14 protein-coding genes are annotated in these 15,185 nt (G+C 64.3%); 5 read left to right on the top strand and 9 right to left on the bottom strand.

Translation table 11 applies throughout. The features are described 5' to 3' along the window. Positions 1-83: 83 nt before the first annotated feature. Entirely contained in the window at positions 84-1,229 is a 1,146-nt protein-coding gene (locus CS1BSM3_RS11810; RefSeq protein WP_072387289.1) for a citrate/2-methylcitrate synthase, read from the top strand. Positions 1,230-1,290: 61 nt separating this feature from the next. Here the strand turns inward: CS1BSM3_RS11810 and CS1BSM3_RS11805 are convergent, their stop codons facing one another. From CS1BSM3_RS11805 to CS1BSM3_RS11765, 9 genes are all read right to left on the bottom strand, one after another. Further along, on the bottom strand, positions 1,291-1,800 hold the full coding sequence (locus CS1BSM3_RS11805) for a hypothetical protein (protein WP_244540483.1): 510 nt from the start codon (positions 1,798-1,800) through the stop codon (positions 1,291-1,293). Between the two features lie 175 nt (positions 1,801-1,975). Next, positions 1,976-2,686, bottom strand: a complete 711-nt coding sequence (locus CS1BSM3_RS11800) for an ABC transporter ATP-binding protein (protein ID WP_072387287.1) — start codon at positions 2,684-2,686, stop codon at positions 1,976-1,978. Beyond that, positions 2,673-3,581: a branched-chain amino acid ABC transporter permease gene (locus tag CS1BSM3_RS11795; protein ID WP_072387286.1), complete on the bottom strand. Its 909-nt coding sequence runs from the start codon at positions 3,579-3,581 to the stop codon at positions 2,673-2,675. The genes CS1BSM3_RS11800 and CS1BSM3_RS11795 overlap by 14 nt, the downstream gene beginning before the upstream one ends. A 19-nt stretch (positions 3,582-3,600) precedes the next feature. Beyond that, complete coding sequence (locus CS1BSM3_RS11790; RefSeq protein WP_072387285.1) at positions 3,601-4,506, bottom strand: branched-chain amino acid ABC transporter permease; 906 nt, start codon at positions 4,504-4,506, stop codon at positions 3,601-3,603. A gap of 1 nt (position 4,507) precedes the next feature. After that, entirely contained in the window at positions 4,508-5,242 is a 735-nt protein-coding gene (locus tag CS1BSM3_RS11785) for an ABC transporter ATP-binding protein (RefSeq protein ID WP_072387284.1), read from the bottom strand. 22 nt (positions 5,243-5,264) lie between these two features. Then, positions 5,265-6,011: an ABC transporter ATP-binding protein gene (locus CS1BSM3_RS11780; RefSeq protein WP_072387283.1), complete on the bottom strand. Its 747-nt coding sequence runs from the start codon at positions 6,009-6,011 to the stop codon at positions 5,265-5,267. Between the two features lie 3 nt (positions 6,012-6,014). Then, the gene (locus CS1BSM3_RS11775; RefSeq protein WP_072387282.1) at positions 6,015-6,914 is read right to left on the bottom strand and encodes a branched-chain amino acid ABC transporter permease; all 900 of its coding nucleotides are present in this window, start codon (positions 6,912-6,914) and stop codon (positions 6,015-6,017) included. Between the two features lie 13 nt (positions 6,915-6,927). Then, positions 6,928-7,806: a branched-chain amino acid ABC transporter permease gene (locus CS1BSM3_RS11770; protein ID WP_072387281.1), complete on the bottom strand. Its 879-nt coding sequence runs from the start codon at positions 7,804-7,806 to the stop codon at positions 6,928-6,930. A 78-nt stretch (positions 7,807-7,884) separates the two neighbouring features. Next, positions 7,885-9,087, bottom strand: coding sequence for an ABC transporter substrate-binding protein (locus CS1BSM3_RS11765; protein WP_072387280.1), 1,203 nt, complete (start codon positions 9,085-9,087; stop codon positions 7,885-7,887). A gap of 338 nt (positions 9,088-9,425) precedes the next feature. On the opposite strand from CS1BSM3_RS11765, the gene CS1BSM3_RS11760 reads away from it, so the two are divergent. The 4 genes from CS1BSM3_RS11760 to CS1BSM3_RS11745 all read left to right on the top strand — a co-directional run bounded on the left by CS1BSM3_RS11760 (position 9,426) and on the right by CS1BSM3_RS11745 (position 15,181). Beyond that, a complete protein-coding gene (locus CS1BSM3_RS11760) occupies positions 9,426-10,388 on the top strand; it encodes a TAXI family TRAP transporter solute-binding subunit (RefSeq protein WP_083528531.1) in 963 nt (320 codons plus the stop codon). Between the two features lie 81 nt (positions 10,389-10,469). After that, entirely contained in the window at positions 10,470-12,389 is a 1,920-nt protein-coding gene (locus CS1BSM3_RS11755; RefSeq protein WP_072387278.1) for a TRAP transporter permease, read from the top strand. An 87-nt stretch (positions 12,390-12,476) separates the two neighbouring features. Further along, complete coding sequence (gene araD, locus CS1BSM3_RS11750) at positions 12,477-14,216, top strand: L-arabinonate dehydratase (protein ID WP_072387277.1); 1,740 nt, start codon at positions 12,477-12,479, stop codon at positions 14,214-14,216. 89 nt (positions 14,217-14,305) lie between these two features. Then, positions 14,306-15,181 (top strand): universal stress protein, encoded by an 876-nt coding sequence (locus CS1BSM3_RS11745; RefSeq protein WP_072387276.1) that lies wholly within the window; start codon positions 14,306-14,308, stop codon positions 15,179-15,181. Positions 15,182-15,185: the final 4 nt, after the last annotated feature.

Here is a 15,185-nt window from a genome sequence, read left to right as displayed (position 1 = left end):
CCTCGATTGCACTTGTAGGCCATGGCAAGAATGGTGCAAGTACCGTTCCGGAATATGATACGAAACGGCTCGGGAGGCAGACCATGACCGAACCAAGCAACGAGCCCCGCATCTACCGGGGTCTCAAGGACGTTTACTTCGAGCGGTCGGGCACGACCTTCATCGATGGCAAGGCCGGAGAGCTGCGCTATCGCGGCTACTCGATCCATGATCTCGCGGCCCATTCGTGCTTCGAGGAGACGGCCTACCTGCTGATCCATGGCGAGCTGCCGACGGTCGCCGAGCTCAAGGCTTTCGACGCCGAGCTCAAGGCCGCGCGGACGCTGCCCGCAGACGTTCTCGAGGTTATCCGGCTGATCCAGCGTGCCCATCCCATGGATGTGCTGCGCACGGCGGTCTCGGCACTCGCGGCCTTCGATCCCGAGACCGCGGATACGTCCCGCGCGGCGACGATCCGCAAGGGCGTGCGGCTTTCATCGCAAGTGCCGATGATCGTTGCGGCGCACGAGCGCATCCGCAATGGTCTCGCGCCGCTCGCGCCGGATCCGACGCTCGGCCACGCCGCGAACTTCCTTTGGCTGCTGAAGGGCGATAAGCCCTCGGGAGATGCGGCGAAGCTGCTCGACACGGACCTCGTGCTCCATGCCGAGCACGGCTCGAATGCGTCCTCGTTCACGGCGCGCGTGGTGATCGGCACGGATGCCAACATTCACGCGGCCATCACCGCGGCAATTGCCGCGCTATCGGGACCTGCGCACGGTGGCGCTGCCGAGGATGTCATGCGCATGGCCGAGGAGATCGGCGATCCCGCAAATACCGCGGCATACGTGAAGGCAAAGCGCGCGGCGAAAGAGCCGATTACGGGCTTTGGTCATCGCGTCTATCGCGCGGAAGATCCGCGAGCGCGGCACATGCGCGAAGGCGTGAAGCAGCTATCGAAAGAGATGGGCGAGCCGAAATGGTACGAAATTCTGGAGTCGCTCGTCGCTGAAATGAAGCCGTACGCGCGGCACGGCGTGAACGTGAATGTCGATTTCTACTCGGGCGTGATCTACTACCTGCACAAGATCCCGAAAGACCTGTTCGTACCCATCTTCGCTGTCGGGCGTGTGCCGGGCTGGACCGTCCAGGTGCTCGAGCAGCTCGACAACAACATCCTCATACGGCCGCTCACGCTCTACACCGGACCGGAGGCGCGGGCTTACGTTCCGATCGGCCAGCGCGGCTAAGCTGGAGAAAAAAGAAAGGCCAGCCGTTTGGCTGGCCTCTCTTCTTATTGTGTGGCGCCGATCACCAATAGCCGGCGCAAGAGTAGTAGCGGGCGCGCCAGTACCGGCTGCCGGTGCGCATCCACTTGCGATAGTAGTAATTGCAGCCGCCGTAGTAGTAGCCGCCGCCATAGAAGAACGGCAGGCCGGCGCCAATGATGACGCCACGACGCCAACCGCGGTGCCGTCGTCCGCCGTAGTAGGCGAAGCTACGGCCGCCGCGGAAGTGGCGACCACGGAAGCTGCGACCGCTGTGGAAGCGCGCACCCCGGAAGCTGCGGCCACTGTGGAACCGCGCGCCCCGGAAGCTGCGACCGCCGCCGAATGAACGGCCGCCGCGGAAGCTGCCGCCCCTGAAGCCACGGCCACCGCCGAAGCTGCGGCCGCCACCGCGCCGTACTTGCTCGACGGCGCTGTCCGGCGTCGCCATCTTCGGTGCAATGGATGGTGCGGCGTTTGTAGTAGTGGCTTGACCCGGCAGGAGCAGCAGCCCTGCCGCTGCCACCGCCGATATTGCGAGAGTTCTCAACATTCGGAACGCTCTCCTCAACTTTCCGACATTACCCCGGCGTAATGTTATAGCTGGCGCGTTTCTTGATTAATTTCAAGCATTGAATCTCAATATTCGCCATGAACACTTATTCATACTCGGAGATTATCGCCAAATTTGAGATAAGTCCGGCGTCTTTTGCAGCGCAATAGTTGCGCTATGGTGTCAGCCGTGACCCGAAATACACGCTCGCGAGATCGCGATCGCTCATCATCTCGCGCGTCGGCATGTCCGCTGCGACGTGCCCTTCGATGAGCAGGAGCGCGCGCGGACAGAGCGCTTCGACGGCAGCAATCTTGTGCTCGATGAGCAGGATCGCGGTCTCGGCGCCGAAAGCACGGCCGAGGAGCGCGATCACGTGATCGGACTCCGCCGGCGAAAGGCCTGCTGTCGGCTCGTCGGCGAGCAGGAGCCGCGGCCGTTGCGCAATGGCGCGCGCGATCTCGAGCTGCCGCTGCTCGTAGAAGCTGAGGTCGCCCGCAAGCGTGTCGCGTCGTTCGCCGAGGCCGACGGTATCGAGGGCGGCAAGGGCATTCTCGCGAGCCTCATGGGAGGACGCGGCGCCAACCGACGGCAGTGCATTGTCGAGCGCGCTCAGGCGCTGGAAGAGGCGCACGGACTGGAATGTCCGCGCGACACCGGCAGCGGCAATGCGATGCGGTGCCAGTTTCGAGATCGTCATGCCATCGAGGCGGATCGTGCCGGCGGCGATGCCGGCGAGCCCCGAGATCGCATTGAAGAGCGTCGTCTTGCCGGAGCCGTTGGGCCCGAGCACGCCGACGCGCGCGCCCGTCGGCACTGTGATGCTGAGTTCGCGGAGCGCCTCGACGCCGTCGAAGCGCACGGTGAGGCCATCAACCTCCAGCATGACGGCGTCTCCGCAAGGCTTGCCGGATGCGGCTGATCGCGACCTCGTCGAGGAGGCCGCGCGGCCTGACGATCAGCAGCACCGCGACGAGACCGCCGAAAACGATCATGCGGTAGCCTCTGAAGATGCGCGTCGATTCGAGCAGGCCGATGTCGATGAGCACGCCGAGCAGAGGTCCGAGTGCGGTGCCAAGGCCGCCGATCAGCCCGTAGGCGAGCGCGTGCACGCCGAGCATGATGTCGAAACTGCGCGGCTCGACATAAGTCATCAGGTGCGCGTAGAGCCCACCGCCGAGCCCGGCGACCGCACCTGCCGAGAGCGCTGCGGCCATGCGCACGCGCATGACGTCAATGCCTTGCACCTCGGCGAGCAGTGGATCCTCGCCCACTTGGCGTAACAGGCGCCCGCCGCGCGTGCGCTCGACGATGAAGAGTGCGGCGAGCACTGCCGCTAGGAGCGCATAGACGATGAGGCAGGACTGGAACGGCGAGATGTCGTTCGCGAAGAAATAGCGGATGTCGCGAAAGCCATCGATGCCGTCAGGCCCCGTCTCGACGCCGCCGATCTCTCGGCGATAGACAAAGAGCTCTGCGGCAATGCGCATGATCTCGGCAAAGGCGAGCGTCGCCATGGCGAAATAGATGCCGCTCAGGCGAAGCGTCGCGAGGCCGACGAGGCCCGCTGCAACACTGGCCGCGAGCGCGCCGAGCACGAGTGCACCCGCGATCGGCCACTGCCACATGACGGTGGCGATGCCCGCCGTATAGGCGCCGATGCCGAAGTAAGCCTGCTGGCCGAATGAAATCTGCCCGGACAGCAGAAGGATGTAGGCCGACAGCGCCACGAAGGAGATCATCCCGATGTTGCTGAGCACCGTGATGACGTAGGTGTCCATGGCTCCGCCCCTCAGCGCCTCAGACGCGCCGACCGACCGCCATTGTGCGGTCGAGCGCCTTTGCTCCCATCAGGCCACCGGGCCAGAAAGCCAGAATCACGAACAGCAGGCCCCAGGCGACCATGTCGCGCACCTGGGGACCGAGAAACCACTGCGCGTGCGCTTCGAGGACGCCGAGCAGAAGCCCGCCAGCGATGGCGCCCTTTACCGAGCCGAGCCCGCCGAGCATCATCGCGACAAGGCCCTTGGTGGTTGCCCACATGCCCATCATGGCGGTCACTTGCGCGTCCGTCGCAGCAATGAGAAAGCCCGCAAACCCGCCGATTGCCGAAGCGAGCACGAATGTCAGCATCATGATGCGCTCGACATGGATGCCGACGATCGCCGCCGCGCGCGGCTGGTCGATCACGGCGCGGATGGCGAGCCCGAGCTTCGTGCGCGCGAGCAGATAGGTGACGGCTCCCGCGAGCAGCAGCGTCGCCGCGAGCATGATGAGATGGTCGGCGCGCAGCATGAGCGGCCCGATCTCCAATGGCGAGGCCGCGAGGAGAGGTGGGAAGGGGTTCATATGCTGGGGCAGCATGTGCATGGCCGCTTCTTCGATCTGCATCCAGAGCGCGAAGCTCGCGACCATGGAAGCCGTGCGCGCGGCTTCGCCGAAAGGACGGAAGCAAAGCCGCTCGACGTAGAGACCGACGAGCGATGCGCCAATGATGACGATCGCAAGCACGACGAGGCTCGGCGCGCCGAAGGAGATGAACGCTGCTGTGCCGAGATAGACGCCCGCCATGATCGTCGGGCCATAGGCGAGGTTCAGGCGCCGCATGACGCCGAAGATCAAGGTGAAGCCGATCGCCAGCAGCGCGTAGGAAGAGCCGATCATCAGCCCATCGAGCGTGTTCTGGGCGAGATCGACGGCCGCCATATCATCCCGTCTTGTGGCTGGAAGCTTGGCGGCTTGTGCCGAGGTAGGCGCGCTGGATCACTTCATCCTCGGCGAGCTTACCGGGCTCGCCTGAGAACGTCACGCGCCCCTGCTCCATGAGATAGAAGTGATGGGCGACCTTGAGCGCCATGTGCACGTTCTGCTCGACGAGAAAGATCGTGACGCCGTCCTTGTTGAGCTCGCCGACAATGCGGAAGATCTCTTCGACAATGAGCGGCGCGAGGCCCAGGGAAGGCTCGTCCATGAGCAGGATGCGCGGCCGGCTCATGAGCGCGCGCGCAACCGCGAGCATCTGCTGCTCGCCGCCCGAGAGTGTTCCCGCGAGCTGAGTGCGCCGCTCCTTGAGGCGCGGAAAGCGCGCGTACATGCGTTCGATGTCCACGGCGACTTCCGCCGCGTCGCGGCGCTGGTAGGCACCGGCTTCCAGGTTCTCGGCGACGGTCATCTGCGGGAAGACGAGACGGTTCTCCGGCACGAGCGCGAGCCCGCGCGCCACGATCGCGGAGGGCGACTGGCCCGTGATATCGACGCCGCCGAGACGGATCGCGCCGCGGCGCGGCTTGAGCACGCCCGCAATCGAGTACATGAGCGTCGTCTTGCCGGCACCATTCGGCCCGAGCAGGCACGTGATGCGCCCTTCGGCAGCGGCGAGGCTGACGCCCTTGAGCGCCTCGATCTTGCCGTAAGCGGTGACGATGTCCTGGACGTCGAGCATCTCGCGGCGCCTCTCTCGAATCTCAATCGGCCGCGCCGAGGTAGGCCTCGCGGACCGCGGGGTGAGCCTGGACTTCGGCCGGCGTGCCTTCTGCGATCTTCTGGCCGAAGTTGAGGACGGCAATACGATCGGCGATCGCCATGATCAGCTCCATATGGTGCTCGATCAATAGAACGGTAATGCCGCTGTCGCGAATCTGGCGGATGCGGTCGTCGAGCGCGCCGATCTCCTCGGGGTTCATGCCGGCCGCCGGCTCGTCGAGCAGGAGCAGCTTCGGCTCCGCGGCCAAGGCGCGCGCAAGCTCGAGGCGGCGCTGCTCGCCAAAGGCGAGGTTGGCGGCGAGCTCGTCGGCTTTGTCGGCAAGGCCTGAAAATTCGAGGGCGCGCGTGATGCGTGCGCGGGCGCCGCGCTCACCGCCGAGCCAGCGCGAGAGAAAGCTCGAGCGTTCGCGTTGCGCGCGAGCGTTCTCCGCGACCCAGAGGTTCTGCCAGACCGTGAGCTGCCCGAACAGGCGAATATTCTGGAAGGTGCGGGCGATTCCGTTTTCGAGCCGTACGTGCGTCGGCAGGTTGGTGATCTCCTCGCCGGCGAGCTTGATGCTGCCGTGCGTGACACCGAGCAGGCCTGTGATGAGATTGACGGTCGTGCTCTTGCCCGAGCCGTTCGGGCCGATCAGGCCGAAGATCTGGCCGGGCTCGATCTTGAGATCGAGGCTATCGACAGCACGCACGCCGCCGAAGTGCTTGGAGAGCTTTGAAAGCTCCAGCATGGCTTAGTGCTCCTTCCGGCTGAAGAGCCGGCGAAGCGTAGCCATGGTGCGCGCGTCGAGCAGCCCGCTCGGCCGGATGTTCATCACGAGCACGATGAGGGCGCCGAACAGCAGGTTGCGCCAGTCGCCGAGAAAGCGCAGGCCCTCGACGAGAAAGCCCTGGATGAAGATCACCGCCGCAACGGTGCCGAACACGCTCGAGAGCCCGCCGAGGATGGGATAGGCAATGGCGAAAGTCGCCAGGAGGATCGTGAAGTTCGATTGCTCGATGTGTGTGGTGTAGTGCGCATAGAGACCGCCGGCGAGACCGGCAATGGCACCGCCCGCAGTCATGGCCGAGACCTTGACGGCCGTCAGATTGATCCCGCAGCTCTGGGCCGCGATCTCGTCCTCGCCGACAGCGCGCAGCACAGCGCCGGCCCGCGAGCGGTCCATCCACCACAGCGCGGCCATGACGAGTGCCACGACGGTCCAGATGAAGATGGCGACGTGCAGTGTCGTCCATCCGTTCTCGGGGAAGTAGCGGATCTGCCGAAAGCCTTCGCCGCCGAGCGGGCCGACGCGAAGGCTGCCGCGCGCGATCTGGTAGTCGAAGTTGAAGAAGAAGAGCCTCACGATCTCCGTGAAGGCAATCGTCGCGACGACCAGCATGAGCCCGTGGACACGGAGCGCGGGGAAGCCGACGAGGCAGGCCGTGAGGCCCGCGACCAGCGCACCCGCAATCAGCGCCGCGATCAGCGGCCAGCCGGAGAGCACCGTCAGCATGGCGGCAATGTAGGCGCCGATTGCCATGAAGCCTGCCTGCGCAAGCGAGACCTGCCCTGTCTGCAGAACCACATAGGCGGAGAGACCAAGCAGCGTGTGCACGCCCATGATCTGAAGGAGGCCGAGATAGAAATCCATTGTCTGCTCAGCCTCAATCGCGCTTTACGGTATTCGAAAAGATGCCGCCGGGGCGGAAGACGAGGAAAACGAAGAGCAAGAGCATGACGTAGATGTCGCGCTCGGTCACGCCGCGGAAGTACTGGAAGACATTCTCCGCCATGCCGACCAGAAGGCCCGCGATGATCGCGCCTGGAATGCTCCCGAGCCCGCCGATGACGGTCACGATAAGGCCCTTGATGGTCAGGGGGATGACCAGAAGCGGCGACAGCAGACCGACCGCCGAGCCGATGAGCGCACCAGCGAAGCCGCCGAGCATGCCGGTGACGATGAACGTCAGCGCGTTGATGTGATTGAGACGGATGCCGACGAGCTGAGCGGCCACCGGCTGCTGCGAGACGGCGCGCGTCGCTATGCCGAGCTTGGTCCGGTAGAGCAGGTACAGAAGCACGACCATCGCCAGCAGAGCGCAGACGAACACAAAGACAAGATCGCCGCGGATCATGAACTCGCCCATATCGAGAATGCCGCGCACGACGACGGGATAGTTCTGAGGCATGCCATCGGTCGTGTGGACGATGATCTCCTCGGCAAGAAGGAACATGCCGACGGTCGACATCAGCGTCGCAAGCGGGTTCGACAATGGAATGAAACGGAAGCAGAGCCAGTAGATGATGAGGCCGAAGACACCACCTGCGGCCGCCGCGATGAGCAGCGAGGCCCAGGCAGGTCCGCCGATCAAGGCGATCAGGCGCAATGCCGCGTAGGCAGCGCCGACGGAGGCGGCCGCGTACGCCATATTGATCTTGTGCATGACGCCGAACACCAGCGTGAAGCCGATGCCGATCAGGGCATATGTGGCGCCGAATAGCAGCCCATCGACGATCGATTGGACGAGATCAACGATCAGCATGATGCACGCGGGATGTGAGAATGGGAAGCCGGCGCCCCGGAGTGGGAGGCGCCGGCTCTGGAAATCGACTGAAGGCCATCACTTCGTCGGGTTGTGCAGCACTTCCCACTTGCCGCCCTTGGCGTGCACGAAGAGGAAGGGCTTCACGGCTTCACCTTCCTCCGTTCGCTTGGAGATGCCGATGAGGCCCTTGGTCTCGGTCAGCTTCGAGAGGCCGTTGCGGATCTTCGCGCGATCGGCCTGGACCGTATCGGATTTCGCCAGCACGCCCTCGCCCTCGATCACGTCCTTCAGGATCGCGACGATCTCGTAGGCCGCACCCGAGTGGAGATCGAGGCTACCATTGAACTTCGCAGCGCGGTCGGCTGCCGCCCGGGCTTCGGGCGTGACCGGCGCGAAGCTCGTGGGAATGATGATGGCCTCGGCCTCGGCTGCGCAGCCCTGCAGCGTCTCGAGGCTCGACGATGACGTGAGGCCGATCACCAGCTTCGGCTTCACGCCCTGGCGGCCCAGCTCCTTCAGCATGCCGCACGTGGTGAACGGATGCGCGGAGATGGCGACGATATCCGCCGCCGCGCGGCGGGCTTCACGCGCCTGGTTGGTGAAGTTCGTGTCGGCGAGCAGCCACTTGGCTTCACCCTTGATCTCGAAGCCTTCCTTCGCGGCCACTTCCTTCATCACCGCGTACCAGGTCGCGCGCGAGTGAGCGAAGTCCTCCTCGACGCCGCCGAAGATCGTCTTCAGCTCCGGCCGGGTTTTCTTCAGCCACTGAAAAAGAGCGGCGTACATCGCGCCCTCGTCGGGCACGTTGCGGAATGCCCACTCCGAGATCTTTGCGAGGCCGCCCTTGATGGCGACATCGGTGAAGATCGGGAACTGCAGCCCGCTGTCGCCGGCGTCACCCACCTTCTTTTGGAGAACGCCGAAGAGCGGCTCGGCGACGTTCGAGCAGGTTGGGCCGATGCCGACCAGCGACGATGTAGAGGCGATGCGCCGCGTGACCGAGATGCCTTCCTCGGCATTGCAGCGGTCATCGAAGTAGTCGATGACGATCTTGCCCTTCGTGCCGTCGCCGAGCTTGACGCCGCCGGACTTGTTGATCTCGTCGGCCGCAGCTTCGAGCGCAGCCTTGGAGTTGATGCCGAAGGAGCGCACGACACCGGACATGGCGCCGAAGCCCGAGAGTCTTATCTCGCGCTCCTGAGCCGCGGCGGGCATCGCGCTCGAGATGGCCATCGTCGTGACGAAGGCCGAAGCTGCTAACAGACGTGGAATCGTCATGTGTGGAACCTCCCTGCAGTGCGCTTCCTTGGTGGGCTGTTGTTGTGCTTGTGCAGTGCACCGCCCTTGTCGGCCGCTCTGATGCAGCCTCTCATTGCGCGTATTGAGGCTTTTGCCCGAATAGAAGTCAAGACGGCCGCAAGGCCTCCCGAAGAATATCGTTCGTCTACAGGGAGAAATTTCGGTGCTCGCTGCGCCCAGCCTCGCGTAGGCGCGAAGGCTCTGTCCGGTCATAGCGCAGTCCCGGTTTACAACGGTCGCGCTACACGGTACCCAACATTGAAGGACAACAAAAACAACCGTCCGTCACTAGACTGCCAAAGGGAGGAATATTCGGTATGAAACGCTCAAAAATGGGCTCGTGTACCATTGCGCTTGCGGCCCTGGTCGCAGGACTATCGGTAACACAGGCGAAGGCGCAGGACGTCAAGCTCACATACTTCACCGGGCCGACAGGGGGATCCTGGATCCCGATCGCGGGTGCGCTCAAATCGATCTGGGAGAAAGCTGACAAGCGTCTCTCGATCGAGAACCGTCCGGGCGCCGGTCTCGTCAACCTGAAGGCAATCGAAGAGGGCAAGGCCGAGATCGGCATGGGGAACCTGATCTCGACGGTCGATGCGCTGAACGGCATCGGCCAGGGTATCACCAAGCCCTATGTCAACGTCTGCCATCTCGCCAACATCTACCCTCAGGTCCAGCAGATCGCGGCGCGCGGCGATCAGGGCATCAACGCGCTCGCTGACTTGAAGGGCAAGAGCCTCGGGACGCTGCCGCGCGGCAACACGACGGAAGTCGTCGCGTCCTGGATCATGGATGCCACGGGAGTCGGCTACAAAGGCCTGAGCAAGGTCAATTTCGCGAGCATCGCGGATCAGGCCAATATGTTCAAGGACGGCCAGATTTCCGTCTCGATGATTATTAGCACGCTGCCGACCGGCGGCATCATGGATATGGCGAACAGCCGCCCGGTCCGCATGCTCGACATTCCCGACAATATCTACAACGAATTGGTCAAGAAGAACGCCGGCTTCTCGCGCTTCACCATCCCCAAGGGCACGTATCCCGGCCAGGACAAGGACGTGCAGACCGTGCAATTCCCGGCCCATGTCATCGTGAGCTGCAAGCTGCCCGATGACGTCGTGTACGGCATGGCGAAATCCATGACCGACGCACTGCCGGAGCTGGTCAGCGTGAATTCCGTGTTCAAGGGCCAGAGCGTGAAGGATTTCGGGGCGAAGGTCTCGATCAAGTTTCATCCCGGCGCCGAAAAATACTTCAAGGAGAAGGGCGCGATGTAGTCGCGCCGCTGCGACCTCAGCAATCTGTGCAGCGCCACTCGTGGCGCTGCGCTCGACCCGTTCGGCTGTGGGGAGCTTTCAATGACGTACGCGCGCGCGACGCAGATGCTCGTGACCGTGTTGGGCACGACATTCACCGTCTATCATCTCTACGTGGCCTTTGTGGGCGTGCCGGAGCCGTTGATTTTCCGCGGCACGCACCTCCTGTGGATGCTGGTGCTTGCGTTTCTGGTCTACGCGGGCTTTTCGGGGCGGCGGGATGAGCCTCCCGGTTTCGTCGACTGGCTGTTTGTGGCCGCGAGCCTCGCCTCGGTCGGATATATTTTCTACGAGTACGAGTATTTCATCACGCGCTTTGCCACTGTCGACGATCTGCGCCCCGCCGACTGGATTCTCGGGACGACGCTCATCGTCTGCATACTCGAGGCAACGCGGCGGGTGCTCGGCGCCGCGCTCTCCATCACGGCGATCGTGTTCATGGCGTACTGCCTGACGTTCACGAACGTGTCGGCGCAGATGATGCTGGATCAGCTCTATATGACGACGGACGGCATCCTCGGCATCCCGATCAGCGTGTCGGCGACTTACGTGGTGCTGTTCATCATTTTCGGGGCATTTGTCGAGAAGACCGGCACCGGCAAGCTCTTCATGGATTTCGGCCTGGCCCTGGCCGGAGCCAAACCGGGTGGTCCCGCCAAGGTGGCCGTTATTACGTCCGGCATGTTCGGTACGATCTCCGGCAGCGCCGTCTCCAATGTCATGACGACGGGCGTCTTCACGATCCCGATGATGAAGCGCATCGGATATCGCCCGGCGTTTGCGGGCGCCGTCGAAGCGGTGGCCTCTACCGGCGGCCAGATCATGCCGCCGATCATGGGCGCTGCCGCCTTCGTTATGGCGGAGTACCTGGCCGTCAGCTACCTCACGGTCGCCGTGATGGCCTTGCTTCCGGCGTTTCTTTACTACCTGGCGGTCTACGCGGCCGTGCATCTCGAAGCGCGGCGTACCGGCATGAGGGGCCTGCCGAAGCCTGATCTTCCACAGATGCGTGCGGTGCTTCAGGAGCGCGGACATCAGTTCATCCCGCTTCTGGTGATCACGGCCGTGCTGTTTGCCGGATACTCGGCGCCTTATGCCGCGCTCTGCGGGATTTTCTCTGTCCTGCCGACGGCCCTGCTGCGTAAATCGACGCGCCACTACGTCCGGATCGGCGTGATCATCGACGCGTTGACCTCGGCTGCCAAGGATACCCTGACCATCGCGCTCGCGTGCGCGGCTGCCGGCATCGTCATCGGTGTGGTGCTTCTCTCGGGCTTGGCGATCGAGTTCACGGCCTTCATCGTGCGCATCTCGCAAGACACGCTGACTGTGGCCCTCGTTCTGACGGCCATCGCCGGGATCGTGCTTGGCATGGGTCTTCCGACGACGCCGGCCTACATTATTCAGGTCGCCTTGCTCGTTCCCGCGCTCGTGAAGCTCGGCGTGCAGATCGAGGCCGCGCATCTCTTCGTGTTCTACTACTCGTGCCTGTCGACGATCACGCCGCCTGTCGCGCTCGCGGTTTTCGCTGCCAAGGGTATCGCGGGCGGCAATCTCTGGGATACGGGCTGGGCCGCGGTGAAGCTCGGCGCCACGGGCTACATCGTGCCGTTCATGTGCGTCTATTCCACGGCCCTGATGCTCATGGGGCCCTGGCAGGACGTCCTTCTCGCGGCAGTAACGGCGTCGATCGGTGTGGTCTGCCTCGCGGCCGGCCTGCACGCATATTTCATCAAGCCTGCGAAATGGTGGGAGCGGCTGATGCTTCTCGGCGCGGCGATGGTGCTCATCACGCCTGGCTTGATCACCGATCTCATCGGAGCGAGCCTGATTGCGCTGACGATCCTGTCTCAGGTCATGATCCCCCGTCCCGAAGCGGCGGCATTCGTCATGCCGCCCGAGCCGGGGGCGCCGGCAACGGCCAAGGCCACGACCTCGCCGAGCGCCGGCTCAGCTTTCTGATATCCGGCTGAATTGAAGTTTGGGGCTCCGGCTGCTACTGCACCGGAGCCCCGATTTCGAGCGCATCCCACCCGGAGTGATATTCTCATGACGACCCGCCGCAAGAGCCCCGAGGAGCTGCGCTCCTACCGCTGGTTCGGCCCTGACGACCTGCGCGCCTTCGGCCACCGCTCGCGGGCCATGCAGATGGGCTATGGTCCCGAAGACTGGCGCGGCAAGCCGATCATCGCGATCATCAATACCTGGTCCGACCTCAACCAGTGCCACGCGCATTTCAAGCAGCGCGTCGAGGACGTGAAGCGCGGCGTGCTGCAGGCAGGCGGCTTCCCGCTGGAGCTGCCGGCGATCTCGCTCTCCGAGCCGATCGTCAAGCCGACGACGATGCTCTACCGCAACTTCCTCGCCATGGAGACGGAGGAGCTCATCCGCTCGCATCCCGTCGATGGCGTCGTTCTCATGGGTGGTTGCGACAAGACCACGCCGGGTCTGCTCATGGGCGCGACCAGCGCGGGGCTTCCGGCAATCTTCGTGCCGGCCGGGCCGATGCTGCGCGGCAACTGGCATGGCAAGGTGCTGGGTTCTGGCTCCGACAGCTGGAAATACTGGGACGAGCGGCGCGCCGGCACGATCACCGAGAAGGACTGGCTGGACATCGAAGCCGGCATCGCGCGCAGCCATGGCACCTGCATGACCATGGGCACGGCGAGCACCATGACCGCGATCGCCGAGGCCATCGGCATGACGCTGCCGGGCGCCTCGTCCATTCCTGCGCCGGACGCCAATCACATCCGCATGGCCGCAGCATCCGGCCGGCGCATCGTCGAGATGGTGTGGGAGGACCTGACGCCCGATCGCATCCAGACGCGCGATGCCTACGAGAATGCCGTCACTGTCGCCATGGCCATGGGCTGCTCGACCAACGCCGTGATCCACGTCATCGCCATGGCGCGACGCGCGAAGGCAGCGGTCGGTCTCGAGGATTTCGACAGACTCAGCCGCACGGTGCCGGTGATCGCGAACGTGCGCCCGAGTGGGAAGACGTACCTGATGGAGGACTTCTACTACGCGGGCGGCATTCTTGGGCTCATGGGGCGCCTGAAGGGGAAGCTGCATCTCGATGCGCTGACGGTCGGCGGCACGACGGTCGGCCAGAACGTCGAAGGGGCCAAGGTCTTCGACGACGATGTGATCCGTCCGATCGACAACCCGATCTATGCCGAGGGCGCGCTGGCGCTGCTCAAGGGCAATCTCGCGCCCGATGGCTGCGTGATCAAGCCCTCTGCCTGCGAGCCGCGCCTCCTCAAGCATACGGGCCCGGCCATCGTCTTCGACGACTATCCCTCCATGAAGAAGGCCGTCGATCGCGAGGATCTCGACGTGACGGCGGATCATGTGATGGTCCTGCGCAATGCGGGGCCGCACGGCGGACCGGGTATGCCCGAGTGGGGCATGCTGCCGATCCCGACCAAGCTCGTGAAGCAGGGCGTGCGCGACATGATCCGCATCTCCGATGCACGCATGTCCGGCACGAGCTACGGCGCCTGCGTGCTGCACGTCTCGCCTGAGTCCTTCATCGGCGGGCCGCTCGCGCTCGTGCGGACGGGCGACATGATCGAGCTCGATGTGCCGGCACGCACGATCAATATGAAGGTCTCCGACGCCGAGCTCGCCCGGCGCCGTGCCGAGCTGCCCGAGCGCAAACCGCGCTACGAGCGCGGATTTGGCTGGATGTTCACGAAGCACGTCCGCCAGGCGCACGAGGGCTGCGACTTCGACTTCCTGGAGACGGAGCACGGGGCGCCTGTGCCCGAGCCGGAGATTTATTGAGCGCTACAGGCCCGTCTTGATAAGTATCAAGGCGGGCCCACCAACTCTCGGCTGCATTGCCTTGTCCTTCAAGCAGACAAGGTGGTGATATGGCCAAGTCCCCCGCGCCGAAGCAGCCCCAGAACATCCTCCTTGCGACCGATCTGACCGCCGCTGGCGACCGCGCCTTCGACCGGGCTGTGCAACTTGCCAAGGAGTGGAACGCCGACCTCACTCTCTGCCATGTGGTCGAGGCGAGCTCCGCGCGGCCGATCGGTATCGAGCGGCGCATCCGCAATGTCGAGGCGGAGATGACCGAGCTCGAGGCGCGCGCAAGCGGCGTCCTCAAGCGGGCTGTCCCGAGGCATGTCGTGATTGGCGATCCGGCCGGACGCGTGATCGAGCACGCGCGCGCGATCAAGAGTGATTTCGTGGTCACTGGCCCGGCGCACGCAAAAGCCTACGGTGAGCATCTGCTCGGCAGCACTGCGGCACGTATCCTGCGGCAGGCGCACGTGCCTGTGCTGGCGGTGCGGCGGCGGGCTGAGGGCGCATACAAGAACATCGCCGTCAGCGTGGACTTCTCCACGGCCTCGCGTGACGCGGTGGCCGCCACGCGCGCGCTCTTTCCGGCCGTTGTCTTGACGCTGGTGCACGCTTTCGATGTGCAGCCCGACTGGTCGGGCAACGGGGCCAACAAGTCGGTCGGGGAGATCGAGGCGGCCGAGCGGGCCCGTGTGCAGCGAATTGCCGAGGAGGAGATGGCCCGCCTCATCGGCAAGGACAAAAGCAAGATGAAGTCGGTCATGATAGAGGGGCGGCCGGGGCCGGTGCTTACCGACTACGTCGATGAGCGGCGGCCGGACATGGTCGTGACGGGCACCTACAGCCGTGCGGGCACACCCGAGCACATGATCGGCAGCACGGCAGAGGTGCTGCTCAACACGCTCGCCTGCGACGTGCTCGCCATCCGCCCCGAAGAGTGAGCGA

Source organism: Hyphomicrobium sp. CS1BSMeth3 (assembly GCF_900117415.1).
In the GTDB taxonomy this organism is placed as follows: Bacteria; Pseudomonadota; Alphaproteobacteria; order Rhizobiales; family Hyphomicrobiaceae.
The sequence above is the reverse complement of the archived record's forward strand: the minus strand, read 5'-3'. Positions and strand labels throughout refer to the sequence as shown.